This window comes from Paenibacillus sp. LjRoot56 (assembly GCF_964253335.1).
GTDB lineage: Bacteria > Bacillota > Bacilli > Paenibacillales > NBRC-103111 > Paenibacillus_E > Paenibacillus_E allorhizoplanae.
Genome location: NZ_CAXURV020000002.1, coordinates 1,292,047 through 1,315,054, shown reverse-complemented (window position 1 = coordinate 1,315,054; position 23,008 = coordinate 1,292,047). Strand labels below are relative to the sequence as shown.

The window sequence follows — 23,008 nt, the reverse complement described above, 5'->3', positions numbered from 1 at the left end:
TTATAGTTTAACTTGGGACATAACTTCTTCCGCAAAGTTTTCTTGTTTTTTCTCAAGACCTTCACCAAGTCCGAAACGAACGAAACGACGAATGGAGATGTTCTCACCGATTGCAGCGATTTTCTCATTCAACAATTGGTCGATAGTTTTGTCTGGATCTTTAATGAATGCTTGCTCCATTAAGCAGAACTCTTCGTAGTATTTACCAATACGGCCTTCAACCATTTTGTCGATGATTTTCTCTGGTTTACCTTCGTTTAAAGCTTGGTTACGAAGAATTTCTTTTTCTTTTTCCAAAGCTTCTGTTGGAACTTCTTCACGACGAACATACGATGGGTTTGCTGCAGCGATGTGCATAGCAATGTCTCTGCAGAACGTTCTGAATTGCTCTGTTTTACCAACGAAGTCAGTTTCACAGTTGATCTCAACAAGAACGCCAACTTTACCACCAGCGTGGATGTAAGATTCTACAGCGCCTTCTGTAGCAATACGTCCAGCTTTATTAGCTGCTGCAGAAAGACCTTTCTCACGAAGAAGTTCTCCTGCTTTAGTGATATCGCCGTTTGCTTCTTCAAGTGCTTTCTTGCAATCTAACATACCTGCACCTGTTTTTTCACGTAACTCTTTTACTTGTGCTGCTGTAACTGCCATTAGAAGAAACCTCCTGTTAAATGTTTATTGTTTATATGTAACACTAGTTTATTCTTTAAAAAAAGGGTGGTGACAGGCTGTTACACCTTCCAACCACCCTTTTCACATTGCTATAATTTAAGCTGTTGTTTGCTCGCCTTGGTGTGCTTCGATAACTGCATCAGCAATTTTCGCTGTTAACAATTTAACTGCGCGAATCGCATCATCGTTACCTGGAATCACGTAATCAATCTCGTCTGGATCGCAGTTTGTATCAACGATACCAACGATTGGGATACCCAATTTACGAGCTTCTGCTACAGCAATACGCTCTTTGCGAGGATCGATAATGAAAAGTGCACTTGGCAAACCTTTCATGTTCTTGATTCCGCCTAGGAATTTCTCAAGACGCTCTTTCTCTTTGCGAAGAATGATAACTTCTTTCTTAGGAAGAACTTCGAAAGTGCCATCCTCTTCCCATCTTTCAAGAGTTTTCAAGCGATCGATACGTTTTTGAATTGTTTGGAAGTTAGTCAATGTACCACCCAACCAACGTTGGTTGATGAAGTACATGCCACAACGTTCTGCTTCTTCAGCAACGGAATCTTGGGCTTGTTTCTTAGTTCCTACGAAAAGAATTGTACCATTGTCTTCGGATACGGATTTAACAAAGTTATAAGCTTCCTCAACTTTTTTAACCGTTTTTTGAAGATCGATGATGTAAATACCGTTTCTTTCAGTAAAGATATACTTGTCCATTTTCGGGTTCCAACGACGTGTTTGGTGACCGAAATGTACGCCAGCTTCTAAAAGCTGTTTCATGGAGATAACTGCCATCCCCAATCCCTCCTCTAAATGGTTTATTTGGTATCCGCCGCCCCTCGCATCTTTGCATAAAACCTACCGAAGTAAGCACCATTATGCAAATTGACGGGCGTGAGTTTTTAACACCGTGAATAAATATACCACAACTGAAAACAAGGTGCAACCTTTTATCCTGAATGTCATTCTTCCCTTGAATTGGATAGTTTATGTATAAGCAAACAAAAAAAGATCTCTCTAAGAAGATCCTTTAGTCTGAAATTCTATTGCGAAGTAATAAGGTTCGTCACCACTGTCTGCGTGTCCATAAAACCTTCAAATACATGATAGCCAACTTGAATCTTCGTGTTTCCGCCTCGCTTATCGAGTTCGGTTACAAACGCCGTGCGATCTGTAATTACACCGGACTTCACAAGAAGCTCAGCAACTGCCGTTGCATCTAAATTAGGTTGGACATAGATGACGATCTTTGAAGATGTGACTGCCGCGGGAGCAGTCGCTTTAGGCGTTTCTTGCGGCTTCGTCGAAACTAGCTTATCAGCTTCCTCTTTGACTTTCTTCTGCACAGCAGCATCTAATTCGGCTTGGGTATACATTTTCACATTTTTCTCAAGTACTAAATAGTATTTAGAGGCCTCTTCCTTGAGCTTCTGAGGATCCATCTCCTCCAACGATATACCTGACTTGCTCGGGCTACTTGGACGAATCAGCATCACTTGAAGAAGAATAGCGCCAACAATAATACCTACCCCAATACCAGTAACTAAGGCTCTATTTTTAAACACGGGTCCTTTCCTCCTGTCTTGAAAGTTGAAGGATCAAACTGACCTCGCCTTTATTCATACTAAGCTTTTTGGCAATAGCCTCCACGCTTTTCCCTTGATCATGTAAAGTAAACAATTCAGAATATCTGCTCTTCATACTTAAACCCACATAGACTGGCTCCTCAGGAAGAAGATCAGGAGCAATCTCGATTACGTTTACAGAAGCAGGATTATCATGATTGGGTGTGTTCAGAGCACTAAGCATTTCCGCAGGAGAAAGAACTGGCGGTTGATTCACATGAAGAGTCGTAAGCTCTTTGGACAGCTCGTGCTTTTGACGCTCCAAGGTTTCCAATCGGCCAGCTAACTTAGCAAGCTCCACTTCATAATCTTGTTTTGTCTTTGAAAAGAGATCAAGCATCGCTTGATTTTGTTCATCCATCTCAGCGGCGAAATGTTCTATCGTATCTTCGATTTCCTGCACGACCGTAGCATTTGCGGATGAAGCCGTCGTTTGTTCCTTAGGTATAAATCTCGCATAAACAATCATTACAAGACCAAGAAGGATGACATAGAGCACCGGCTGCATAACCATAAAGTTCACCTTTTCCTATAGCAAGTTAGAGGGAGAAGTCAATATGATGACCTTTATAGGGATGGTCCGGTTGGTGTTCCGGATCCGTAGAAAGATTATTTAATTGCCCTCTTGTCTTACCTTTACCTATTTGCGTTTTTTTCTGTTCACGACGATCTAAGATATCAGCGCGTCCACTCTCTTCTAGTTTGCTTGTCCGTCCTCTATCACGTTCCGTTGATTGTATAGCTTGATTTTCTAGAATCGTTCCATCTTGCCGCGGCTTCTGCATCAATTGATTCTGCTTTATACCAGCCTCATCGTTCTTGTGTACAGCGAATTGTAAATCGATGGCTTTGAAACTCATCGTCTACTCCCTCCCACACTTACACATTTGCACTCATGACAATATCGCCTTCACTTAATCGGAAAGTCATTCGGTTCGTTGGATCTTTAATAAATTTCGTGTAACGACCGATGACAATTTTGGTACCACCATAAATCGTCGAAATGACTTGAACCTTTGCATTCTCAGAATCCTCTAGAGATTTCTCGATTTCCAAAATGCGTTCCTTGATCGATACTTGTTCATCCACCGACTGCTTCTTCGTATTATTAAGTTTGATACGCATGGCAAGCTTATCAGGACTGAGCTGACCCGCTGCAGCTAATTGATCCAACAAAGTAAGCGCTTTACTCGTCTTCTCCATATTCTCACTTAGTATTCTCAGTTGATTACGAAGTTGAATCATTTCATTACGTAATTCTGGCAAAACACCTACCTCAACAACAGTTGCAGTAGACATTGAATTCCCAATTGTTCGAGCCGTAACGCGTTCTCCAGCTTGAATGGTACCGCCTACGATTAAACCTTTTGCACCCACACAGTTGACACTTCTACCCGCTCTCACTGTCGAATGCATGATACTTTGGGAAACGTTTAGATCACCAGAAACTTCAATCGTGGCATCTTGGATGAAAGAACTCTTCACATTCTTACCAGCTTTGATCAAAGCTTTATTTTGCCCTACAATACCTGCCGAGATTTCAATCGATCCTTCTGCTTCAAGCTCCGCGGCTTCAACACCACCGGTCACACGAATGTCTCCAGCTGCTCGAATCTTGAACCCAGGTAGAACATTCCCTCTAACAACAACTGTACCGATGAAATCAATGTTACCAATATTATAATCGACATCCCCATTAATCTCGTACACAGGGAATACGTTTATTTTATCCCGATCCGTCCGGACTACCATGCCATCAATTGTTGCGTATAGCCCCATCTGCTCCGCATCAGTTACAACATTTTTACCTACTTTGAATCTAGCTTCTTTACCTGACTTTGAAAAGAGCGTTTCGCCAGTAACTGCACGACCAGGTGTACCGGCTGTAGCTAAAAAGCGCTGACCAATCAATTGCCCTTTTCTAACATTATGAATGGATACAACTTCTTTATAATTGACCCGGCCGTCTTCCAGCTCCAAAGGTTTTTTTTCGTTGTCATCGAAGTCAAAAGATAATTTAATATATCCATTTTGACCATCTACCTGTTTAGTTCCCGTGGCAATTAATGTCTTTTTAAGAGAAAATGATTTAGGATTAGCTGCAATTTCTGCAAGCACTACTTGATTTACTCCATGAATAATACGATTTTTTTGAACCAGGTCTAATAATTGCCCAATTGAGACTTTAAACGCATCTTCAGTATTACTGATAAGTAAATGAGCAGATAACTTGTCATCTGACACAGTAATACTTATGAAGAAATCCAAAGGCATGTTCCCTTCACTCACGGACATACCACCTTTCCATACTTTCAGAATAAGTTTAATTATCTTGAAAAAGTTGATTTTTAAATCGTCCGAGTACACCTTTAAGTCTTAAGATCGCTTTAGAATGCAATTGAGAAATGCGAGATGGTGATAAACACATGACCTCAGCAATTTCACTTAATGATAACTCTTCGAAATAAAATAGTGATACAACGGTTCTTTCTTTTTCTGTCAAACGATCTATTGCTTTCGCCAATGATTCTTTCAAATAAAACTCGTTTACTTGAGACTCTGGGTTCTTGGCTTTCTCATCTACGATAAGGGATAATCTAGTCTCTGACTCTTCTTCGCGTATAGGATCATCAATTGAACAAATCGTCGTAACAGAAATATCCTGTAACATTTGTTGAAAATCTTGCTCACTTATTTGTAAAAAAGTGCTTATCTCCGAATCTGTAACTGATCGTAGATATTGTTGTTCGAGCTTTTGATAAGCGTCTTCTACTTTTTTAGCTTTTTCTCTAACTGACCTTGGAACCCAATCCCCTTGACGTAAGCCATCAATGATTGACCCGCGAATTCTCCAAGAAGCATAGGTTTCAAATTGTAAACCCCTTGCATAATCAAACTTCTCAATAGCATCAATTAATCCCATAACTCCAAAGCTAGATAAGTCATCTTTGGATACACTTTTGGGAAGACCAATGGCTAACCTGCCTGAGACATACTCCACTAAGGGTAAGTAGTTCTCTATTAGAGCTTGTCTAGCCGCAATAATACCTTGTTCTTTCCACTGTTTCCATAAATCAATATTTGCAAGCTGAACTTGCTTTTGATCAATCATGATTAATGATACACCATCCTTAATCTTCAGACATTCGCCTCAAGGCACCCGCCAGTTGTTCAGGGTCCAAATTATTCTTGGTGACTAGCTTAGGTGGATTCAATGGTGAAAATTGCATATCATTAGATTGTGCATCTTTTGTCTGATTCGTGTGGTTCGACTTCATTAATTGACGTGTTTCTTCATCCTCATCGGGTGTGCTTAGATCTAAGTTCTGACCAACCGCGGATGAGGAGTTCTCGAGCATAGAATCCTCCAGTGAAGAAACAGGTCCAATTAATAACCCTAATACCCATCTAAATCCAAATGTGACAACGAATAAAATGAGAAAGCTATATCCTGCTTTAAGACAAGATGATAAAAATAGATTATTGCCTATCGATAAGGCAAACGTAAAAATTCCAGCTAACAAAGCTACGATGAGATTAATTCGAATAGTACCAATCATCATTAAATTTCCTTTACTCCTAATTGAACACTACGAATCTGGAGGATCCCTGTCGCACTAAAGAACTCAATCGTACGACCATAATTAGCTCCTGTATCCTCTGCCAGAATAGGAATCTTGTAACGATTCAACATTTCTTTACAAGATTCTACATTCCTCGGTCCAATTCTCATCGTATCATTATTTCCGGCAAATGCAAACATTTGAGCACCACCAGCTAGCTTGGCTTCAAGCTTACTTATATTGGCTCCTAGCTTTTCCATTCTCGAAATTAGCTCTGGAATAGCTGTATCTGCATACTTCGCTATGTTCAATGAACCTTCTCGCGCTATTTCAGATGAAGGCAGCATGACGTGAGCCATTCCTGCTACTTTTGATCGGCTGTCGTATAGGGTAACACCTACACATGAACCCAATCCTGTTGTCTTCAAAACTCCAATTTGATGAGCAACATTCAAGTCAGCCATACCTACTTTAATTAAGTTTTCTAGCGTCATGGAGAGACTACCCCTAATGCCGAAAAGATTTTACCAAACGATTCCGGATCAGGGATTAAGAAAAAGTGTCCTTGCACTTCATTCTCCCCTTCCAAGAATTTAGTATCAATGAGAAGAGCCTGGTCTCCCATTTGACCAAATTGCAATAAACCATAGCTTAAAATTGCACCAGCCATGTCGATCGCCAGCGCTGGAACCGTCGGCTGCATATTTAAATTCGTAAAATCAGCAAGCGAGGATAAATAAGAACCGGCAAGGATGTTTCCAATTTCATTCAGTGCTGATAATTCTAACTCTGAATATTCTTCTTGATCAGTAATGGATAAACCAACCAAATCATGGAGCATGTTTTTGGCAGCATCCAAGTCAAGAATGAAAAACATATTTCCCGGGGCATCCCCTTCTACACGTAAGAAGATGGCTAGTACGACGGTCTCAGCCCCGCCGACGCTTTCGCAAATTTCTTCGAAAGGCAACATTCTTACTTTTGGAACCAACATATCGATCGGCTTATCCAGTAAGGTAGAAAGCGCAGTCGCTGCATGCCCTGCACCAATATTACCTACTTCCTTAAGCACATCTAATTGAAAATCCTCTAATTGGCTAAAAACGTCCACAAGCTATTCCTCAAATCTTTCTAACTGTTGAATTTCACTGCGATTCAAAACTTGCTCTAGGTTTAGAAGAACTAATAATCGACTCTCGCCTACACGAGCGATTCCATCCAAGTATTTCGCTTTAATGCCACCAACTACTTCTGGCGGCGTATTAATATTATCTGTATCGACATCAATGACATCATTAGCCGAATCAACAATCAAACCTACTTCAAATTCAGCCGCAGAAACGATAATAATACGAGTTGCATCCGTACTAGCAACCTCTTCAAGGCCAAATCTAGCGCGTAGATCAATAATTGGGATAACGACACCACGCAAATTAATAACACCTTTAATAAATTCAGGTGCTTTAGGTACGCGTGTCATAGGTTGCATTCTTTCGATCGTTCTAACCTTTTCTACTTCTACACCATACTCTTCCGATCCAAGTGCGAAGACAATTACTTTCTTTTCTTCTCCCATTGTCAAATCCTCCTTAACGAATATGGTTTATTTAATCAATGCATTAGGATCAATGATCAAAGCAACTTGTCCATCCCCAAGGATGGTTGCTCCTGAAATTGCGAAAATCCCTGTTAAATATTTACCTAGTGTTTTTAACACGATTTCTTGTTGACCAATAAATTCGTCCACCATAAGTGCTACTTGCTTATCGCCCTTGCGAACAACAACGATTTCTGTTTCTTCTTCCAAATCCTCGTTAAAATCAGGAACTTGAAATAAAGTGCTCAGGGACAATAATGGGATAACCGTTTTGCGATAATCGATCATTTTAGTACCTTGGATGTTCCGGATTTGCGATTTCTGAATGGCTGACGTTTCCACAATTGAGGATAAAGGAATCGCATATTTCTCACTACCCAAACGTACTAACATCGCCGAGATAATGGAAAGTGTCAGTGGCAGTTGGACGGAAAATTTACTTCCAAAGCCTGGTTTAGAATCAACTTGAACATGTCCGCCAAGCATCTGAATTTTTGTCTTCACGACATCTAAGCCCACACCACGTCCAGATATATCTGAAATTTTCTCCGCCGTACTAAACCCTGATGCGAAGAGCAAGTTATACACTTCATGATCTGTTAATTTTGCTGCTTGTTCTGCTGTAACGAGACCATTTTTCAATGCAGTTTTCAAAACTTTATCTCTGTAAATCCCTTTACCATCTTCTTCGATTTCAATAAATACGTGATTCCCGCTGTGAAATGCACGAAGTTGAATCGTACCTTGCTCAGGTTTACCAACCGCTACACGCTCACTGATCGATTCAATACCGTGATCAACTGCATTTCGCAATAAATGGACTAACGGATCCCCAATTTCATCAATAACAGTTCGATCTAATTCAGTATCAGCACCTGTAATCACTAGATCTACTTTTTTGTCTAAAGATTTGGCAAGATCTCTGATCATACGAGGGAATCTATTGAATACCGAATCTACAGGAACCATGCGAAGCTTCAGAACGATATTTTGCAAATCACTGCTGACACGGGACATATGTTCTACTGTCTCAGTCAAATCATTCCGTTTCACTTCACTTGCCAATTGTTCGAGTCGAACACGATCAATCAACAGCTCACTGAATAAATTCATCAGTGTATCTAGACGCTCAATATCTACACGAATCGTACGGCTTGCAACTGGAGCTCCACCTGCGGCTGGTTTAGCAGCACCGGCATTCGTAGCTGATTCAGAAGCTTTAGTCGTAGCTACATCAACTGTAGGCACAGTAACCGCAACTGCAGCAGCGATTTCTTGACGAGCTGTTTCAATCTCTGCAATCGGTCGGGATAATTCTACAAGAGATTCTGTATCAACGGTTATAATAACAGCAGAAGCAATTTCAGAAACATTTAGAATTTCTTTCTCAAGCGTTGCTTGATCAACTTTGGAGATAAAGTACAATGAGAACGAGCGATCAAACTTCTCTTGCTCAATTTCTTGAACGGAAGGCGTCGACTTAATAATTTCGCCCATTCTCTCCATAGCATCGAATACCATGTAAGCACGTGCAGCTTTTAACACACAGTTTTCATTGACACTAACTTCGATATAGAAAACTAGAAATCCTGAATCGATCGACTGTTGAAGAATTGAGTATTGAAACTCATCCACTTCAATGCCTTTGGCTGGTTCTTTTACTGCAACTGTAGTTGTAATAGCTGGGCCTTTTTTGTAGTCGCCTGTCACGATGGATCTTAGAGAGGTAACGATTGGACTTACATCCGCTTTACCTGTCCCACCTTGAATGATATCTTCAACCATAGATTCCAAGGAATCCAAACTTTTAAAAATACAATCAAATATGTAAGGGTCCATATCAAGTTTACTATTACGGACAAGGTCAAGCACATTCTCCATGTCATGGGTAAGTGCTGCGATGTCCTCAAACCCCATCGTTGCTGACATCCCTTTTAACGTATGAGCTGAACGAAAAATGTTATGTACAATACTTATATCTTTCGGATTACTTTCTAAATTAAGAAGATTTTCATTCAATGATTGCAAATGCTCTTTTGATTCATCGATAAACATCGATAGATATTGACTAAGTTCCACTACCACACACCTCCAATAGAATCATCCAGTACTCCATGTTTGCTTCAATTCATTTCATTCTGTACACACCTAGTTAAACGAACCGCAATTTCCTGCTGAGGTAATACATGCATTGCAGCTTGATTTTCTACAGCGGCTCTTGGCATCCCATATACGACACAAGTTTCTTCCGCTTCAGCAATAGTTGTGGTTGCCCCCGATTGTTTCAAGGAAAGCATCCCTTTGGCTCCATCACTTCCCATTCCTGTCATCAAAACGACATGTCGTTTTAACTCATTCATGCTTAGTAACGATTCAAACATCACATCTACTGAGGGTCGATGACCTGAGACAGGTTCATCTTTGGTTAATCGAATTTTGTACGTTCGGTTCGAATCTTTGTGAATAACCATATGCCATCCACCCGGGGCTACATAAGCAGTCGCCGTTTGTAGGACTTCTCCATCAGCAGCTTCAACAACCCTAATTTGAGAAATATCATTCAATCGTTGAGCTAATGATTTGGTGAAGTTAGGCGGCATATGTTGAACAATTAAAATTGGTGCTGGAAATCCTGCAGGAATATTGGATATAACTTGATGTAATGCTCTTGGACCACCAGTTGAAGTCCCTATGGCAACTACATGATTAAAATGTGTCGTAGTTGGGATAGTCTGAGCAGCTGAGTCTGATTGTTTTAAATTGTCTTTCAGCATCTTGGATCTCAAAGACAAGGGATTAACCTTTACTACAAGTGATTGTACGCTTGCTGGTTGGTTGACACTCATTTTCGAACGTACTGCCATGAGTAGTTTCTCATGCAGCAACAGCTTAACTTTATACAAATCCAGAGATATGGAACCCGATGGCTTTCGAATAAAGTCTACTGCCCCCAACTCCAATGCTCGAATCGTCTCAGAAGCGCCTTCTTGCGTTAAGGAGCTCAGCATGATAACGGGAGTTGGCTGCTCTTCCATGATGTGTTTAAGCGCATCCAATCCATTCATAACGGGCATTTCGATATCCATTGTAACAGCATCCGGTCGAAGCAGCTTAACTTGTTCAATTGCTTCTTGACCATTCTTTGCAGTACCAATGACTTTAAATTGCGGATTCTCTGAAATTAAATCACTTACTATTTTTCGCATAAAGACGGAGTCATCTACGACAAGAATGTTATAAAATGCCAAGCTGCTTCCCTCCTCTATCTGCTTATTCGACACGTTTTTCAAAATTCCTATTTCAAAAGTTTCAACATTTTATTTAAAAAGCTCTTGACACCCGTTGAAGGCGTTTCAATAACGCGATATCCCTTAATATAATTGTCGGTAAGCGTTTTGATGCTCTTAGTTGCCATTGAATATGGAAATGCGATTGAGAAAGGAATTTGCCTTTTCACTGCTTTAGAAACAACTGGATCATCATCAACAAACCCTAAGGTTGGAATATGAATATTTAGAAATTGTTTAGCTACTAAAGAAATTTTGTCAGCTGTCTGTTTGCCTTCTCGCGCATCTGTAACACGATTAATAACTAATTTAAATGAAACGTCGTGGCCCATTGAATTCACCATTTTAATGATGGCATAGGCATCTGTAATGGATGTTGGCTCAGGAGTCGTAACCACGATGGCTTCTTCGGCCGCAAGAATGAATTTTAACGTTTCTTTGGATAGGCCTGCACCTGTATCGAAAATAATAAAATCTACGTAGCCGTTCAGTTGCATAACTTGTTCCGCAAAATAATCTAATTCTTCTTCCGTTAATCGCAATAGGTCATTAAAACCGGATCCACCTGCAATAAACTCCAAATCATTCGATCCTTTTTGGATGATTTCCCAAATCGTCTTATCCTTCTTTAAAAGGTGATATAGACTATAAGTTGAAGATACGCCCATTAATACATCAATGTTCGCGAGTCCTATATCTGCATCGAATACAAGCACCTTGTAACCCAAAGACTGCAGTGATAAAGCGAAGTTTAGCGTAAAATTGGATTTACCTACACCACCTTTTCCACTGGTTACGGTAATAATCCTGGTTGTTCTTGTGCCTTTATCACCTTGTGTTTGAACCAGATTCCGCAACCCTTCTGCTTGATCCTTCATGTTCTAGGCTCCTCCAATAACAAATCAATGATTTGCCACTCGTTCATTTCCGCAATATCATCGGGTACACTTTGCCCAGTTGTCACATACGAAAGCTTGAGAGAAAACTCATGAACAACATTCAAAATGGCGCCATAGGAATCCGTTTCATCCATTTTGGTAAAGAGTACTTTGTCCAATTTGAATTTACTAAAATTATTCGTAATCGCACGTAGATCTCGATATTTGGTCGTTAAGCTTAATACGAGTATCGTTTCACTGTTCCCTTGTGTCTTCAGTAAAGAATTCAATTCTGAAACATACATTTCGTTACGGAAATTTCGTCCAGCCGTATCCATGAAAATAATGTCACATTCTGCTAGATTTTGAAATGCCTTCGTCAAATCCTGCGGTGAAAATACAACTTCAAGTGGCACATTTAAAATGGTTGCATATGTTTTCAACTGCTCAATCGCAGCAATCCGATAAGTGTCTGAAGTAATGAACCCAACTTTACGATGGTATTTCAATACTTGCTCCGCGGCCAACTTCGCTATCGTTGTCGTTTTACCAACGCCAGTAGGGCCAACGAAATGAACAACACGTGTTTGTGTAGATATATGCTTACTATGATCCGTTTGTAGAATCTCTCCTAATTTCGAACGAACAAGTTGATGAGCTGTTTCTTCAGTAACAGGTTCATCTGCAAGTTGAAAATCTGCCATAACCTCATCCATGATCTGTCGCACAAGCGTTGGATTCACTTCATGATCATAGAGTCTTTGCTCAAGTTTTTGCAACGGCTCAGGTAGTTTATCCCCATCGGTCACTTGTGTAAGCTTCTTCATCATTTCTTTCATTTGTTTGAGTTCATCCATTACTTGATCATCTTTAACCGGCGCCCTCGCTGCTGAATGAACAGAAGAAGGTGAGTAGGCTTGATGCCCGGCAGGATTCATAACTCTCTCTGGTTGAGGAACGGCACTTACCGCCACAGGCTCGCTCTTCATTGCCACTGGTGCTAATACATCAGGTACATCCGGAAAATCTGATTGAAAACTAGGTTTAATGGGAGCTACCTGACTATTCACCTTTGGTTGAGGTGGCATCTGAGTTGCTACTCGTTGGGGAGCAGGCGCAGGTTTCGCATTAGCAGCATCAATTGCAGCAATGACTTCTATTTTCTTCTTCCCAAACATACCAAGAAAACCGCCAGTCCGAATTTCTTTCGTATTCAGAATAACCGCATCCTTGCCAAGATCCGTACGAATTTTTTGCAAAGCATCTGGCATGGAATCAACAACATATCTTTTTACTCTCATAAATTGACTACCCCCATGCTTTGGATTTCAACGCTAGGCTCTAATTCGCTATAAGAAAGTACCGGTATATCTTGCAGTGTTCGTTCTAAAAGCTGTCTTACATACATCCGAATCGTTGGTGAAGTTAAAATGACAGGTTGCTGTCCTGATTGGATTAATTTCGTAACTTGCTCCGTTACACGATGATAAATAATTTGTGATGATGAAGGATCTAACGCCAAATAGCTGCCTTGATCTGATTGTTGCACAGAATCTGCGATTTTCTTCTCCACCGAAGGGCCTACCGTAATTACTTTGAGTGAATCTCCATGTGAAGTAAACTGCTGTGTGATTTGTCGTGATAGTGACTGCCTCACATATTCAGTTAAAATCTCAGGATCTTTCGTGTACGTACCATAATCCGCAAGTGTTTCTAAGATTGTAACCAAGTCACGAACAGATATTTTCTCACGTAATAGTTTGGATAGAACTTTCTGAATATCTCCAACAGCAAGTACGGAAGGAATTAAATCATCAACAAGCGCAGGATACGATTCTCTTACATTTTCGATAAGCGCCTTCGTTTCCTGACGACCCAGTAGCTCATGAATATGTTTCTTAATAATTTCAGTTAGATGCGTCGCTACAACAGAAGGCGGATCTACGACTGTATAACCGGATAGCTCTGCTCGCTCTTTGTTTACTTCATCTATCCAAATTGCTGGTAAACCGAATGCTGGTTCCGTAGTTTCAATACCTGATATCGAATCATCATCAAAACCTGGACTCATGGCCAGATAGTGATTTAAAAGTAGTTCGCCGCGTGCAACCGTATTGCCTTTAATTTTGATGATATACTCATTGGGTCTTAATTGGATATTATCGCGAATTCGAATGACAGGAACTACGACTCCTAGCTCCAATGCACATTGACGACGTATGAGAATAATTCGATCTAATAAATCACCGCCCTGCTGCGTATCTGCAAGTGGGATTAGTCCATAGCCAAACTCAAACTCGATCGGATCAACTTGTAGTAACGAAATAACACTTTCTGGACTTCGTACTTCCTCAATCTGCTGCTCTTCAACCAATTGTTCTTCTTTAATTGCTTCACGTTCCAAATTCTTTTGCATTTTAAATGCGGCATACACCAATAAGCCAGCTATCGGATATGTTGTAAACCAATGGATCGGAGTAAAAGTACCTAATACAACTAATGTACCGGCAACGATATACAACAATTTAGGTTGAGCCGTTAATTGTTTTGTAATATCATGACCTAAATTACCCTCAGATGATGCGCGAGTAACAATGATACCTGCTGCAGTTGAAATTAATAATGCAGGGATTTGGCTGACCAAACCGTCACCAATTGTTAAGATCGAGAAAGTTTGCAGTGCCTCTTGAAAATCCATCCCCTTCATGGTCATCCCAATGATAAATCCACCAATTAGATTGATAACAAGGATAATAATCCCGGCAATTGCATCACCTTTGACAAATTTACTGGCACCATCCATAGCTCCATAGAAATCTGCCTCACGCTCAATCTTTTGTCGTCTTTCTCTTGCTTGAACCTCATTGATTAGACCAGCATTTAAATCGGCATCAATACTCATTTGCTTGCCGGGCATTGCGTCTAAGGTAAACCTTGCCGCTACTTCGGCAACGCGCTCAGAACCTTTGGTAATAACAATGAATTGCACTAAGACAAGGATGAGAAACACAACGAATCCCACGACGATATTGCCCTGTGCAACAAATGAACCAAAAGTTCTGACCACGTCGCCTGCTTCAGCATGCGCCAAAATATTACGAGTTGTTGACACGTTTAATGCCAATCGAAAGAGTGTCGTAATCAATAACAAAGAAGGGAAAATCGAGAACTGTAGTGCTTCTTGTGTATTCATAGCAACCAAGATGATCATTAGTGCTATGGAAATGTTAATAATAAGTAAAAAGTCCAGCAAAGGGATAGGAACAGGTACAATCATCATCAACACGATGCCAATAATACCGACTAAAACTAATAAATCCTTGATTTTCATCAGATTGCACCTCCCTCTACGTTAATTCGTCTTACCCTTCATCTTATATACATACGCTAGTACTTCTGCCACAGCTTGGAATAGATCTGCTGGAATGGCATCACCGATTTCCACCTGTGCAAAAATCGCTCGAGCAAGCGGCTTATTTTCCATCGTCATGACGCCATTCTGTTTGGCGACTTCCTTAATTTTTAATGCAACATAATCTGCCCCTTTTGCAATTACTGTAGGAGCTTGCATATTTTTAGCATCATATTTCAGGGCAACTGCGAAGTGAGTTGGGTTGGTAATAATAACATCGGCCTTAGGAACTTCCTGCATCATGCGTTGCATGGCCATTTGACGTTGTTTGGCACGGATCTTCCCTTTGATGAGAGGATCGCCTTCACTTTTCTTATACTCATCCTTAATATCCTGTTTAGACATTTTGAGACTTTTCTCATGTTCGTATTTTTGATAAATAAAATCAAAAATAGCTAGTACAATCAGAATAGCACCGATTTTTATTCCCAAACTTAGCGTAACCGAAGCAATAAATGAAAATGTACTCTCCAATGGTGTGTGGCCTAGCCCCAACAACTTTGCTTTTTGCCCCATCAACGTGGTATAAACCGCATAACCGATGATCAACATTTTCAAAGTCGATTTTAGAAAGTCCACCACTGTTCGCATCGAAAAAATCCGTTTAAAACCACTGATCGGATTAATCTTGTCAAACTTCATCATCAAGGGCTCACCGATAAACATAAAACCAATTTGCGCGTAGTTCGCTATAAAAGCGATCAGAACTACCAGTAGAAAGATTGGAGCTACAATGACCAAGCCTTGTACCGTTAAATCCGTGAATAACACTTGTACGTTTCCTACGGTTAAATCCATACCTAATTGATTCTCATATACATCTCGAAAGATATGAATAATCCTACCTTTCATAAAAGAACCAAACATTAGAAAAGCCACGAATGAAAACAGTAAAATGGAAGCCGCGGGCAAGTCCATACTTTTAGCAACTTGACCCTTTTTTCTGGCATCCTGTCTTTTCTTGGCAGTAGCAGGCTCCGTTTTTTCCCCAGCAAACCATTGTAAATCAAGCTGTAAACGAAGTTGTTGGGACACGGTTCTCCTCCTACTTAGGTGTTGTCTGCGGCGAACCGCCCATAATATGTAGCATTTGCTCCATATAGTCAAACATAGTTCCAAACAATTGTTGAAATTGTGAAATTAACTCTGGGAATACAATAACTAGCAGGAAAAACCCAAGAATCATTTTAAGAGGTGCGCCGATTACAAAAATATTGAATTGCGGTGCAACCCTTGTCAGGAGTCCTAAGCCTAAATCTGTTAGAAATAGTGCTGCTACTATGGGAGCAGCGAGTTGGAATGACAGGTAAAACATCTTGGAGAGCGATTTAAATAAAAAGTCAGAGATTTGTCCGTCGTATATGCGGCTAAATAATGCGTTATCAATTGGCACCCATTTGTAACTGTCAATGATCGCTCTGATCAAGTAATGATGACCGTCAAACGACAAAAACAATAGGACAGCAATCATATATTTCAAGTTACCGAGCATCGGTGTTGAAGCACCTGATAAAGGATCAATAACGCTCGCCATACTGAATCCAATTTGCATATCCATAAATGATCCTGCCGTTTGGACAACGGTGAAAAACAGATACGCAAGAAAACCTAAAATGATACCTATTAGCATCTCACGAATAATCAACAGTACATATACACCATCAATCGGTATGGACTTCTCCATCCCTAATGTCGCGAAAATAATCAATGATATAAATACGGAGAGTCCCACTTTGAACATCATTGGAATATTTCTGGAAGAAAGAATTGGTACCACGACAAAAAATGATGTAATTCGACAAAAAATAAGCAGAAAAATAGGGATAGCTTGAATAATTGTTGGCATTTCACTCACAACCTAACCAACGAATTTGTAAAGATTGTTGAGTAGATTAAATGTAAAATCAACTAATGTATTCATAATCCATGATCCAAAAATAAGGATGGAAAGCAATACAGCAACAATTTTCGGAACAAAGGCAAGTGTTTGCTCTTGAATCTGTGTCGTTGCTTGAAAAATACTAATAGCCAAACCAACGATTAATCCAATAAGCAGCATTGGCGCACTAGCCTTAAGAACGGTATATACAGCCTCGCCAGCAATTCGTATTACAAATTCCGAACCCATCTAGATTACCTCCGATATCTTGGTATTTTAACCGTAGCTTAAGAGTAACGATCTCACCACAAGATACCAACCATCTACAAGAATAAAAAGAAGGATTTTGAATGGAAGTGAAATCATCACGGGCGGGAGCATCATCATCCCCATCGCCATTAATGTACTAGATACAACCATATCTATAACCAAAAATGGAATAAATATCATGAATCCCATTTGGAATGCAGATTTTAATTCACTGATGGCATAGGCAGGTACTAGTGAAGTGAGAGGTATGTCTTCAACACCAGTCGGCGCTTTAGCTTTGGAATAGTCGAGAAACAGCTTCAAATCTTTCTGACGCGTATGCTTAAACATAAACTTCTTCATGGGCAATGATGCCGTCTGAAAAGCCTGCGTTTGATTGATTTCACCTTTTAAGTACGGTTGAAGTGCTGTTTGGTTAACTTCCCCTAAAGTTGGAGACATAATAAAAAAGGTTAAAAACAGAGCGAGTCCGATTAAAACCTGATTAGGTGGCATTTGTTGAGTTCCTAATGACGTTCGAACAAAACCCAATACAATAACAATGCGTGTGAAACTCGTCATTAAAATAAGAATTGAAGGAGCTAGACTTAATACCGTTAGCAACAAAAGGAGTGTAACCGTATTCGAAGAGCCCCCCGTTGCCGTGCTCGTCCCGATATTAACGTTTAAACCCGGAATAGGATTCGTAAGATCAGTTTCGGCAGCAGAAGCAGTTAATGACAGTAGGAACATGGATATCACAGTGAGCAGTAATAAGCCAATTAATTTATTTCTTTTCATTCTTCATTCAACCGATCTGTTTGTTTTTGATCAGACAACCATTCTTCTACATGCTTATTGCGATCTGTTACACGCTTTAATTTATCTTGAAATACTTGTTGAAACGAAGAAGTAATCTCTACTTCCTCTTCTATATCGTTCTTCTTTCGCGGTATCTTGTTGATCCACTTGCTTATTGTACTAAAACCCATTCGATCATCCTGTGAGGATTGTAAGAGCTCTGAGATATAAGCCACTTCATCGGCGTCCATGATTTTATCCAATAATTGAATGTTCTCACCGACGCCAACAACGAAGAGGGAATGCCCGATCTCCACAATTTGTATGGATTTGTTTTGGCCTAGGGGAACTCCACCTAAAGAGCGAATCGAGTTCCCAAACATTGTACCTTTATTTTTCTTTGCCACATATCGCATCAGTACATAAAAAAGAATAATAATAAATGCAAGAACTAAAATCACCTTAACAACCATCAAAAGTGAGTCCCCAGAGCCCAATGAACCTGGATAGTCAGTTATTGGATCAACTTTATTTGGTTCAGTTTCAGCATGTACGACTTTACTTGTGTAGAGCATGGCCATAAAACTGAGAATCGTTAAGTATGCTTTATTCGATTGAAGTCTTTTCATAAGAACAACCCTTTCGGTTTATGTAAGACTCAACCGAATCCGGACGGTTTAACCTAGAGTCTTTTTGATAGCTTCGATTACACGGTCAGCTTGGAATGGTTTAACAATGAAATCTTTCGCGCCGGCTTGAATGGCATCAATAACCATGGCTTGTTGACCCATCGCAGAACACATAATTACTTTCGCGTTTGGTTCAATTTTCTTGATTTCTTTCAAAGCTTGAATACCATCCATTTCAGGCATTGTGATATCCATTGTAATTAGATCTGGTTTCAATTCTTTATATTTTTCGATAGCTTGTGCACCATCATTCGCTTCGCCACATACTTCATACCCATTTTTAGATAAAATATCACGAATCATCATTCTCATAAAAGCTGCATCATCCACAATTAGAATACGGTTAGCCATTGAAAATATCCCCCTAAAATTAAATTATTGTAATTTTTGAATTCGTTCCCATTGATTAACAATGTCAGTTACACGAACCCCAAAATTCTCATCGATAACTACAACTTCACCTTTGGCAATCAACTTATTATTCACCAAAATGTCTACCGGTTCACCAGCAAGCTTGTCCAATTCAATGATAGACCCTTGAGACAGTTCTAAGATGTCTTTAATCACCTTATTCGTTCTGCCCAACTCTACGGTTACCTTAAGTGGTATATCGAGAAGTAAATTCAGGTTTGTATCATCCGCTTGCGTGTAAGAGCCTGATTGCAAATTACCAAACTGGACAGGCTGAACATTCACATTACGATTAGGCATACCACCAAACGCAGCTGGAGGCTGTTGTTGATACATTGGCTGCTGCGGTGGATACATCGGTTGTTGTGGTGGATACATCGGCTGACCCATAGGAGGCTGCTGATACATCGGCTGCTCATACATCGGTTGTTGGTAAACAGGTTGCTCATACACTGGTGCTGGTTGCGATTTAGGAGCTTCTTGTACAGGTGGAGCTACTACTGGTGGTGCTTGTGCCGCCGGTGCAGCTTCCATTGCTGATTCAGTATCACCACCACCCATTAAGATCGATACCATTTCTTTGGCAAAAGGAACAGGCAATAACTGCATAATATTGGAATCAATAAGATCGCCAATGGCAAGTCGGAACGATATCTTTATAAATACGTCCTCGTCAGGCAGTTTTCCTTCTCCTTTCGACAAATTTAATATGTCGATTCCTGGTGGAGAGATATTGACAAATCGATTAAAGATCGTAGACATGGATGTAGCTGATGAACCCATCATCTGATTCATGGCTTCTTGCACTGCACTGATATGAATTTCACTTAGGTTTTCATCACCGCCTGTGCCGTCTCCACCCATCATAAGATCGGCGATAACTTGTGCATCTTTGGTTTGAATAACAAGTAAGTTAATTCCATCGAAACCATCAACATAGTTCACATGTACGGCTACATGAGGTCTTGGAAACTGTTCTTCCAATTCTTCTTTACCGATAACAGACACCTTAGGTGTCGTAATATCTACTTTTTTGCCCAGTAACGTCGATAACGCTGTCGCCGCGCTGCCGAACGTAATGTTACCAATTTCCCCAAGCGCATCTTGCTCGAGCGGGGATAAAAAATCTTCTACTTGCGGAGGCCCATGAAATGAAGAGACAGAACTTTCTTCAGATGATTGTCTCAATAAAGCGTCGATCTCTTCCTGCGACAAATAATCTCTGTTATTCATCATATTCTTCTTCTCCTTCATTCACGATTTCTGTAATTTGTACAGCCATCTTCCCTTTTACGGTACCAGGGCTTCCGAGATATTTCAGCTTCTCGCCCACTTTGACTTGAAGCGAATCTTCGACGGATTTATGCAGAGGGATTACATCGCCTATTGTTAAACCTAAGAAATCTTGGATAGAAATTTCAGACGATCCCAATTCTGCAATGAGAGGTAGCTTGGTTTTCTCCAAGCGTGATTGAAGTGCTTCCACTTCTTCAGGTGCTCTCGTTTTCTTCTGGGAAACAAACCAGTGATGTACAGAAAGCCGAGGCATAATAGGTTCAATAACAACATGAGGAATACATAAGTTGATCATACCTGTTGTGTCCCCAATTTTGGTGCTCAGCGATATTAATGCAATCGTTTCATTAGGAGAAACAATTTGCATAAACTGCGGATTCGTTTCTAGTGCCTCTAAGCGAGGTTGAATATCAATAACGGTCTTCCATGCTTCTTGCAAGCTATCAAATGCTCGACTGAAAATGCGCTCCATAACGATCGTTTCAATCTCGGTTAAAGCATTAATTTTGGTTGGCGTCGTACCTGCTCCGCCTAGTAATCGATCCAACATAGCAAAGGCAACATTGGGATGTACCTCAAGTACCATTCGACCCTCTAAAGGCTCTGCTTCAAAGATGTTCAAAATGGTCATTTTCGGGATCGAACGAATAAATTCATCATAGGGCAATTGTTCAACCTGAACTACACTGATTTGCACGAAAGTACGCAGCTGCGCTGAAAAATATGTCGTTAAAAAACGCGCGAAATTTTCATGAATCCGAGTTAAGCTACGAATATGGTCTTTAGAGAAACGTACTGCTCTCTTAAAATCATAAGCCCTTACCTTCTTCTGAGTATCCTCCTTCTTAAGTTCATCGGCATCCATTTCCCCAGAGGACAACGCAGCCAGCAAGGCATCGATCTCATTTTGCGATAAAACATCAACCATTCGAGTCACCTCCTTTAAGCAAAATCATTTATGAGTTACTGCAGCACTTTATCAGTTATCCAAATTTGTTTGATTTTACCTTCATGCAATAATGGGTTTAGTTTGTTCATTATTGTAGAAGTTAAACTATCTGAACCTTTGCTTCCTTCAATTTGCTCTTTCGTCATATCGCCAAGAATCTGGACAATCGTTCCCTTAACGGCAGAGTCGAGTAAACTATCGAATTCAGCTTTAGCTTTTGAATTTTCCATTTCAAACGCAAAGCTTATTTTAATGAAATTCTGACTGCCTGATAAGTTCGTTAAAATATCCTTAATGATTGAAGTATTCGCCTTAACGGTCTCCGCTGATGGTGCTTTCGTTGGTTTTACACTCGCAACAGCATCCTGAGCCTTCACAGCAGGATCTGTGGACTCATTATTCTTCTCCATAAAGTTCCACAACACGAACGCTGCAGTAAGAATTAGTGTGATAGCAATAAGGATGGAAACAATGAGAATAAATATTTTGTTCTTAAACACTTATGAACCCTCCGTATCCCTGGACTGTATTGTCGCTCGGATGGAACCAATTTCTTGCATGTAGGTCCGCACTAAGCTTACCACAACCTCTGCCTTTTCGAGAACTGTGATTTTCTTGCCTGTCGTCAACGTAATCATCGTATCCGGAGTTTCTTCGATAAGCTCAATTAGAATTGCATTCAAGATAAGCGGCCTGCCATTTAAACGAGTGAGAGAAATCATCGTTCTCCTCCTGAATCAGGGTAAGGGGAGCTTAACTCCCCCTTCTATTCATTCAATTACTCACTATTGCTTAAGATTTACAACCTCTTGCAGAATTTGATCTGAAGTTGTAATAATTCTGGAGTTCGCTTGGAAACCACGCTGAGCAATAATCATTTCTGTAAATTCACCAGTTAAGTCAACATTAGACATTTCAAGTTGCCCAGAGACGAGTGTACCCGTTCCCGTTTCTGGATCACCAGGAAAACCAACTACAACCTCAGGCTCTGGATTTGCATTTGCAGTCATTTTATATAGGTTACCACCGATTTTCTCAAGACCAGCTGGATTGATTACTTTCACAACCCCAACTCTTTGCCCTGTATTGATCGTTTCACCATCAGCATTTACGCCAATAATGTCACCATTTTGAGCAATCGAGAATGATACGATATCATCTGGAATGACAATGGGACCTGCATTTTCGGCGCCCATAACATGTAGCCCCTCAGAATTCACAAGGTTCCTGTTCGGATCCACTGTGAAGTTACCAGCTCTTGTTAAAAAAGGAACATCTACTTGATCGACAGTTCCAACTGCGAAGAAGCCATCACCATTCACACGCAAATCTGTTACAACATTTGTCGTCATTGCGCTACCAGCTGTATGTACAGTATCTATAGCAGCTATACTAACACCTAAACCAACTTGCTGTGCATTCACGCCACCTCTGTTCTCGTCTGGCGCACTTACGCCTGAAACCGTCTGACTAAGAATGTCTTTAAACATAACACGACTGCCTTTAAATCCGATGGTATTTACGTTAGCGATATTATTTCCAATAACGTCTAACTTCGTTTGAAAACCACGCATACCTGAAACGCCTGAGTACAAAGATCTTAACATGAATAGGCCTCCTAAATCGGATGTAAGTATATGAATTTGAGTTGCTTCTTTCGATCCACAACTCCAGGCTTCCTAAACGGTCGAGCCCTGTAA

At 40.4% G+C, this 23,008-nt stretch carries 27 protein-coding genes; all 27 read right to left on the bottom strand.

Annotated elements, in window-relative coordinates:
• Nucleotides 1-651, bottom strand: a complete 651-nt coding sequence (gene tsf, locus ACSQ8O_RS18405) for a translation elongation factor Ts (protein ID WP_057315674.1) — start codon at nucleotides 649-651, stop codon at nucleotides 1-3.
• Between the two features lie 117 nt (nucleotides 652-768).
• A complete protein-coding gene (gene rpsB / locus ACSQ8O_RS18400) occupies nucleotides 769-1,467 on the bottom strand; it encodes a 30S ribosomal protein S2 (protein WP_056625008.1) in 699 nt (232 codons plus the stop codon).
• Nucleotides 1,468-1,715: 248 nt separating this feature from the next.
• Nucleotides 1,716-2,237: a hypothetical protein gene (locus ACSQ8O_RS18395; RefSeq protein WP_436242802.1), complete on the bottom strand. Its 522-nt coding sequence runs from the start codon at nucleotides 2,235-2,237 to the stop codon at nucleotides 1,716-1,718.
• Entirely contained in the window at nucleotides 2,230-2,811 is a 582-nt protein-coding gene (locus ACSQ8O_RS18390; protein ID WP_436242801.1) for a hypothetical protein, read from the bottom strand. Before ACSQ8O_RS18390 ends, ACSQ8O_RS18395 begins: the two co-directional genes overlap by 8 nt.
• A 25-nt stretch (nucleotides 2,812-2,836) precedes the next feature.
• The gene (locus tag ACSQ8O_RS18385; RefSeq protein WP_436242800.1) at nucleotides 2,837-3,157 is read right to left on the bottom strand and encodes a hypothetical protein; all 321 of its coding nucleotides are present in this window, start codon (nucleotides 3,155-3,157) and stop codon (nucleotides 2,837-2,839) included.
• A gap of 19 nt (nucleotides 3,158-3,176) precedes the next feature.
• Complete coding sequence (locus tag ACSQ8O_RS18380; protein ID WP_436242799.1) at nucleotides 3,177-4,592, bottom strand: DUF342 domain-containing protein; 1,416 nt, start codon at nucleotides 4,590-4,592, stop codon at nucleotides 3,177-3,179.
• 28 nt (nucleotides 4,593-4,620) lie between these two features.
• Complete coding sequence (locus ACSQ8O_RS18375) at nucleotides 4,621-5,409, bottom strand: FliA/WhiG family RNA polymerase sigma factor (RefSeq protein WP_436242798.1); 789 nt, start codon at nucleotides 5,407-5,409, stop codon at nucleotides 4,621-4,623.
• A gap of 19 nt (nucleotides 5,410-5,428) precedes the next feature.
• A complete protein-coding gene (locus ACSQ8O_RS18370) occupies nucleotides 5,429-5,860 on the bottom strand; it encodes a hypothetical protein (protein ID WP_436242797.1) in 432 nt (143 codons plus the stop codon).
• Complete coding sequence (locus tag ACSQ8O_RS18365) at nucleotides 5,860-6,354, bottom strand: chemotaxis protein CheD (RefSeq protein WP_171635822.1); 495 nt, start codon at nucleotides 6,352-6,354, stop codon at nucleotides 5,860-5,862. The genes ACSQ8O_RS18370 and ACSQ8O_RS18365 overlap by 1 nt, the downstream gene beginning before the upstream one ends.
• Complete coding sequence (locus tag ACSQ8O_RS18360; protein ID WP_056624989.1) at nucleotides 6,351-6,971, bottom strand: chemotaxis protein CheC; 621 nt, start codon at nucleotides 6,969-6,971, stop codon at nucleotides 6,351-6,353. Before ACSQ8O_RS18360 ends, ACSQ8O_RS18365 begins: the two co-directional genes overlap by 4 nt.
• 3 nt (nucleotides 6,972-6,974) lie before the next feature.
• Nucleotides 6,975-7,436 (bottom strand): chemotaxis protein CheW, encoded by a 462-nt coding sequence (locus tag ACSQ8O_RS18355; protein WP_056624986.1) that lies wholly within the window; start codon nucleotides 7,434-7,436, stop codon nucleotides 6,975-6,977.
• A 27-nt stretch (nucleotides 7,437-7,463) separates the two neighbouring features.
• Nucleotides 7,464-9,536, bottom strand: coding sequence for a chemotaxis protein CheW (locus ACSQ8O_RS18350; protein ID WP_436242796.1), 2,073 nt, complete (start codon nucleotides 9,534-9,536; stop codon nucleotides 7,464-7,466).
• Between the two features lie 44 nt (nucleotides 9,537-9,580).
• A complete protein-coding gene (locus ACSQ8O_RS18345; RefSeq protein WP_436242963.1) occupies nucleotides 9,581-10,663 on the bottom strand; it encodes a protein-glutamate methylesterase/protein-glutamine glutaminase in 1,083 nt (360 codons plus the stop codon).
• 89 nt (nucleotides 10,664-10,752) lie between these two features.
• Complete coding sequence (locus tag ACSQ8O_RS18340) at nucleotides 10,753-11,622, bottom strand: MinD/ParA family protein (protein ID WP_436242795.1); 870 nt, start codon at nucleotides 11,620-11,622, stop codon at nucleotides 10,753-10,755.
• Nucleotides 11,619-12,923, bottom strand: a complete 1,305-nt coding sequence (gene flhF / locus ACSQ8O_RS18335) for a flagellar biosynthesis protein FlhF (protein WP_436242794.1) — start codon at nucleotides 12,921-12,923, stop codon at nucleotides 11,619-11,621. Before flhF ends, ACSQ8O_RS18340 begins: the two co-directional genes overlap by 4 nt.
• Nucleotides 12,920-14,953 carry a flagellar biosynthesis protein FlhA gene (flhA, locus tag ACSQ8O_RS18330; protein WP_056624971.1) on the bottom strand — a complete coding sequence of 678 codons (2,034 nt, stop codon included), beginning with the start codon at nucleotides 14,951-14,953 and terminating at the stop codon, nucleotides 12,920-12,922. The genes flhF and flhA overlap by 4 nt, the downstream gene beginning before the upstream one ends.
• Before the next feature lie 21 nt (nucleotides 14,954-14,974).
• Nucleotides 14,975-16,069 carry a flagellar biosynthesis protein FlhB gene (gene flhB, locus ACSQ8O_RS18325; protein WP_436242793.1) on the bottom strand — a complete coding sequence of 365 codons (1,095 nt, stop codon included), beginning with the start codon at nucleotides 16,067-16,069 and terminating at the stop codon, nucleotides 14,975-14,977.
• 10 nt (nucleotides 16,070-16,079) lie between these two features.
• Complete coding sequence (gene fliR / locus ACSQ8O_RS18320; RefSeq protein WP_436242792.1) at nucleotides 16,080-16,880, bottom strand: flagellar biosynthetic protein FliR; 801 nt, start codon at nucleotides 16,878-16,880, stop codon at nucleotides 16,080-16,082.
• Nucleotides 16,881-16,892: 12 nt separating this feature from the next.
• The gene (gene fliQ, locus ACSQ8O_RS18315) at nucleotides 16,893-17,162 is read right to left on the bottom strand and encodes a flagellar biosynthesis protein FliQ (protein ID WP_028558285.1); all 270 of its coding nucleotides are present in this window, start codon (nucleotides 17,160-17,162) and stop codon (nucleotides 16,893-16,895) included.
• Nucleotides 17,163-17,189: 27 nt separating this feature from the next.
• Nucleotides 17,190-17,963: a flagellar type III secretion system pore protein FliP gene (fliP, locus tag ACSQ8O_RS18310; RefSeq protein WP_173108382.1), complete on the bottom strand. Its 774-nt coding sequence runs from the start codon at nucleotides 17,961-17,963 to the stop codon at nucleotides 17,190-17,192.
• Nucleotides 17,960-18,592: a flagellar biosynthetic protein FliO gene (locus ACSQ8O_RS18305; RefSeq protein WP_436242791.1), complete on the bottom strand. Its 633-nt coding sequence runs from the start codon at nucleotides 18,590-18,592 to the stop codon at nucleotides 17,960-17,962. The genes fliP and ACSQ8O_RS18305 overlap by 4 nt, the downstream gene beginning before the upstream one ends.
• Before the next feature lie 48 nt (nucleotides 18,593-18,640).
• The gene (locus ACSQ8O_RS18300) at nucleotides 18,641-19,003 is read right to left on the bottom strand and encodes a response regulator (protein ID WP_028558282.1); all 363 of its coding nucleotides are present in this window, start codon (nucleotides 19,001-19,003) and stop codon (nucleotides 18,641-18,643) included.
• Between the two features lie 24 nt (nucleotides 19,004-19,027).
• The gene (fliY, locus tag ACSQ8O_RS18295) at nucleotides 19,028-20,296 is read right to left on the bottom strand and encodes a flagellar motor switch phosphatase FliY (protein WP_056625531.1); all 1,269 of its coding nucleotides are present in this window, start codon (nucleotides 20,294-20,296) and stop codon (nucleotides 19,028-19,030) included.
• Nucleotides 20,289-21,287: a flagellar motor switch protein FliM gene (gene fliM, locus ACSQ8O_RS18290; protein WP_056624958.1), complete on the bottom strand. Its 999-nt coding sequence runs from the start codon at nucleotides 21,285-21,287 to the stop codon at nucleotides 20,289-20,291. Before fliM ends, fliY begins: the two co-directional genes overlap by 8 nt.
• Before the next feature lie 35 nt (nucleotides 21,288-21,322).
• Nucleotides 21,323-21,808, bottom strand: coding sequence for a flagellar basal body-associated FliL family protein (locus tag ACSQ8O_RS18285; RefSeq protein WP_056624955.1), 486 nt, complete (start codon nucleotides 21,806-21,808; stop codon nucleotides 21,323-21,325).
• Nucleotides 21,809-22,030: a flagellar FlbD family protein gene (locus ACSQ8O_RS18280; protein ID WP_436242790.1), complete on the bottom strand. Its 222-nt coding sequence runs from the start codon at nucleotides 22,028-22,030 to the stop codon at nucleotides 21,809-21,811. It abuts the gene before it with no gap.
• A 63-nt stretch (nucleotides 22,031-22,093) separates the two neighbouring features.
• Nucleotides 22,094-22,915: a flagellar basal body rod protein FlgG gene (gene flgG, locus ACSQ8O_RS18275; protein ID WP_436242789.1), complete on the bottom strand. Its 822-nt coding sequence runs from the start codon at nucleotides 22,913-22,915 to the stop codon at nucleotides 22,094-22,096.
• Nucleotides 22,916-23,008 lie beyond the last annotated feature (93 nt).

Bases quoted from the DNA above. Each gene is read 5' to 3' on its own strand.
- tsf (WP_057315674.1), bottom strand. From the start codon at position 651: ATGGCAGTTACAGCAGCACAAGTAAAAGAGTTACGTGAAAAAACAGGT.
- rpsB (WP_056625008.1), bottom strand. From the start codon at position 1,467: ATGGCAGTTATCTCCATGAAACAGCTTTTAGAAGCTGGCGTACATTTC.
- ACSQ8O_RS18390 (WP_436242801.1), bottom strand. From the start codon at position 2,811: ATGGTTATGCAGCCGGTGCTCTATGTCATCCTTCTTGGTCTTGTAATG.
- ACSQ8O_RS18385 (WP_436242800.1), bottom strand. From the start codon at position 3,157: ATGAGTTTCAAAGCCATCGATTTACAATTCGCTGTACACAAGAACGAT.
- ACSQ8O_RS18380 (WP_436242799.1), bottom strand. From the start codon at position 4,592: ATGTCCGTGAGTGAAGGGAACATGCCTTTGGATTTCTTCATAAGTATT.
- ACSQ8O_RS18375 (WP_436242798.1), bottom strand. From the start codon at position 5,409: ATGATTGATCAAAAGCAAGTTCAGCTTGCAAATATTGATTTATGGAAA.
- ACSQ8O_RS18370 (WP_436242797.1), bottom strand. From the start codon at position 5,860: ATGATGATTGGTACTATTCGAATTAATCTCATCGTAGCTTTGTTAGCT.
- ACSQ8O_RS18365 (WP_171635822.1), bottom strand. From the start codon at position 6,354: ATGACGCTAGAAAACTTAATTAAAGTAGGTATGGCTGACTTGAATGTT.
- ACSQ8O_RS18355 (WP_056624986.1), bottom strand. From the start codon at position 7,436: ATGGGAGAAGAAAAGAAAGTAATTGTCTTCGCACTTGGATCGGAAGAG.
- ACSQ8O_RS18345 (WP_436242963.1), bottom strand. From the start codon at position 10,663: ATGCGAAAAATAGTAAGTGATTTAATTTCAGAGAATCCGCAATTTAAA.
- ACSQ8O_RS18340 (WP_436242795.1), bottom strand. From the start codon at position 11,622: ATGAAGGATCAAGCAGAAGGGTTGCGGAATCTGGTTCAAACACAAGGT.
- flhF (WP_436242794.1), bottom strand. From the start codon at position 12,923: ATGAGAGTAAAAAGATATGTTGTTGATTCCATGCCAGATGCTTTGCAA.
- flhA (WP_056624971.1), bottom strand. From the start codon at position 14,953: ATGAAAATCAAGGATTTATTAGTTTTAGTCGGTATTATTGGCATCGTG.
- fliR (WP_436242792.1), bottom strand. From the start codon at position 16,880: ATGCCAACAATTATTCAAGCTATCCCTATTTTTCTGCTTATTTTTTGT.
- fliQ (WP_028558285.1), bottom strand. From the start codon at position 17,162: ATGGGTTCGGAATTTGTAATACGAATTGCTGGCGAGGCTGTATATACC.
- fliP (WP_173108382.1), bottom strand. From the start codon at position 17,963: ATGAAAAGAAATAAATTAATTGGCTTATTACTGCTCACTGTGATATCC.
- ACSQ8O_RS18305 (WP_436242791.1), bottom strand. From the start codon at position 18,592: ATGAAAAGACTTCAATCGAATAAAGCATACTTAACGATTCTCAGTTTT.
- ACSQ8O_RS18300 (WP_028558282.1), bottom strand. From the start codon at position 19,003: ATGGCTAACCGTATTCTAATTGTGGATGATGCAGCTTTTATGAGAATG.
- fliY (WP_056625531.1), bottom strand. From the start codon at position 20,296: ATGAATAACAGAGATTATTTGTCGCAGGAAGAGATCGACGCTTTATTG.
- fliM (WP_056624958.1), bottom strand. From the start codon at position 21,287: ATGGTTGATGTTTTATCGCAAAATGAGATCGATGCCTTGCTGGCTGCG.
- ACSQ8O_RS18280 (WP_436242790.1), bottom strand. From the start codon at position 22,030: ATGATTTCTCTCACTCGTTTAAATGGCAGGCCGCTTATCTTGAATGCA.
- flgG (WP_436242789.1), bottom strand. From the start codon at position 22,915: ATGTTAAGATCTTTGTACTCAGGCGTTTCAGGTATGCGTGGTTTTCAA.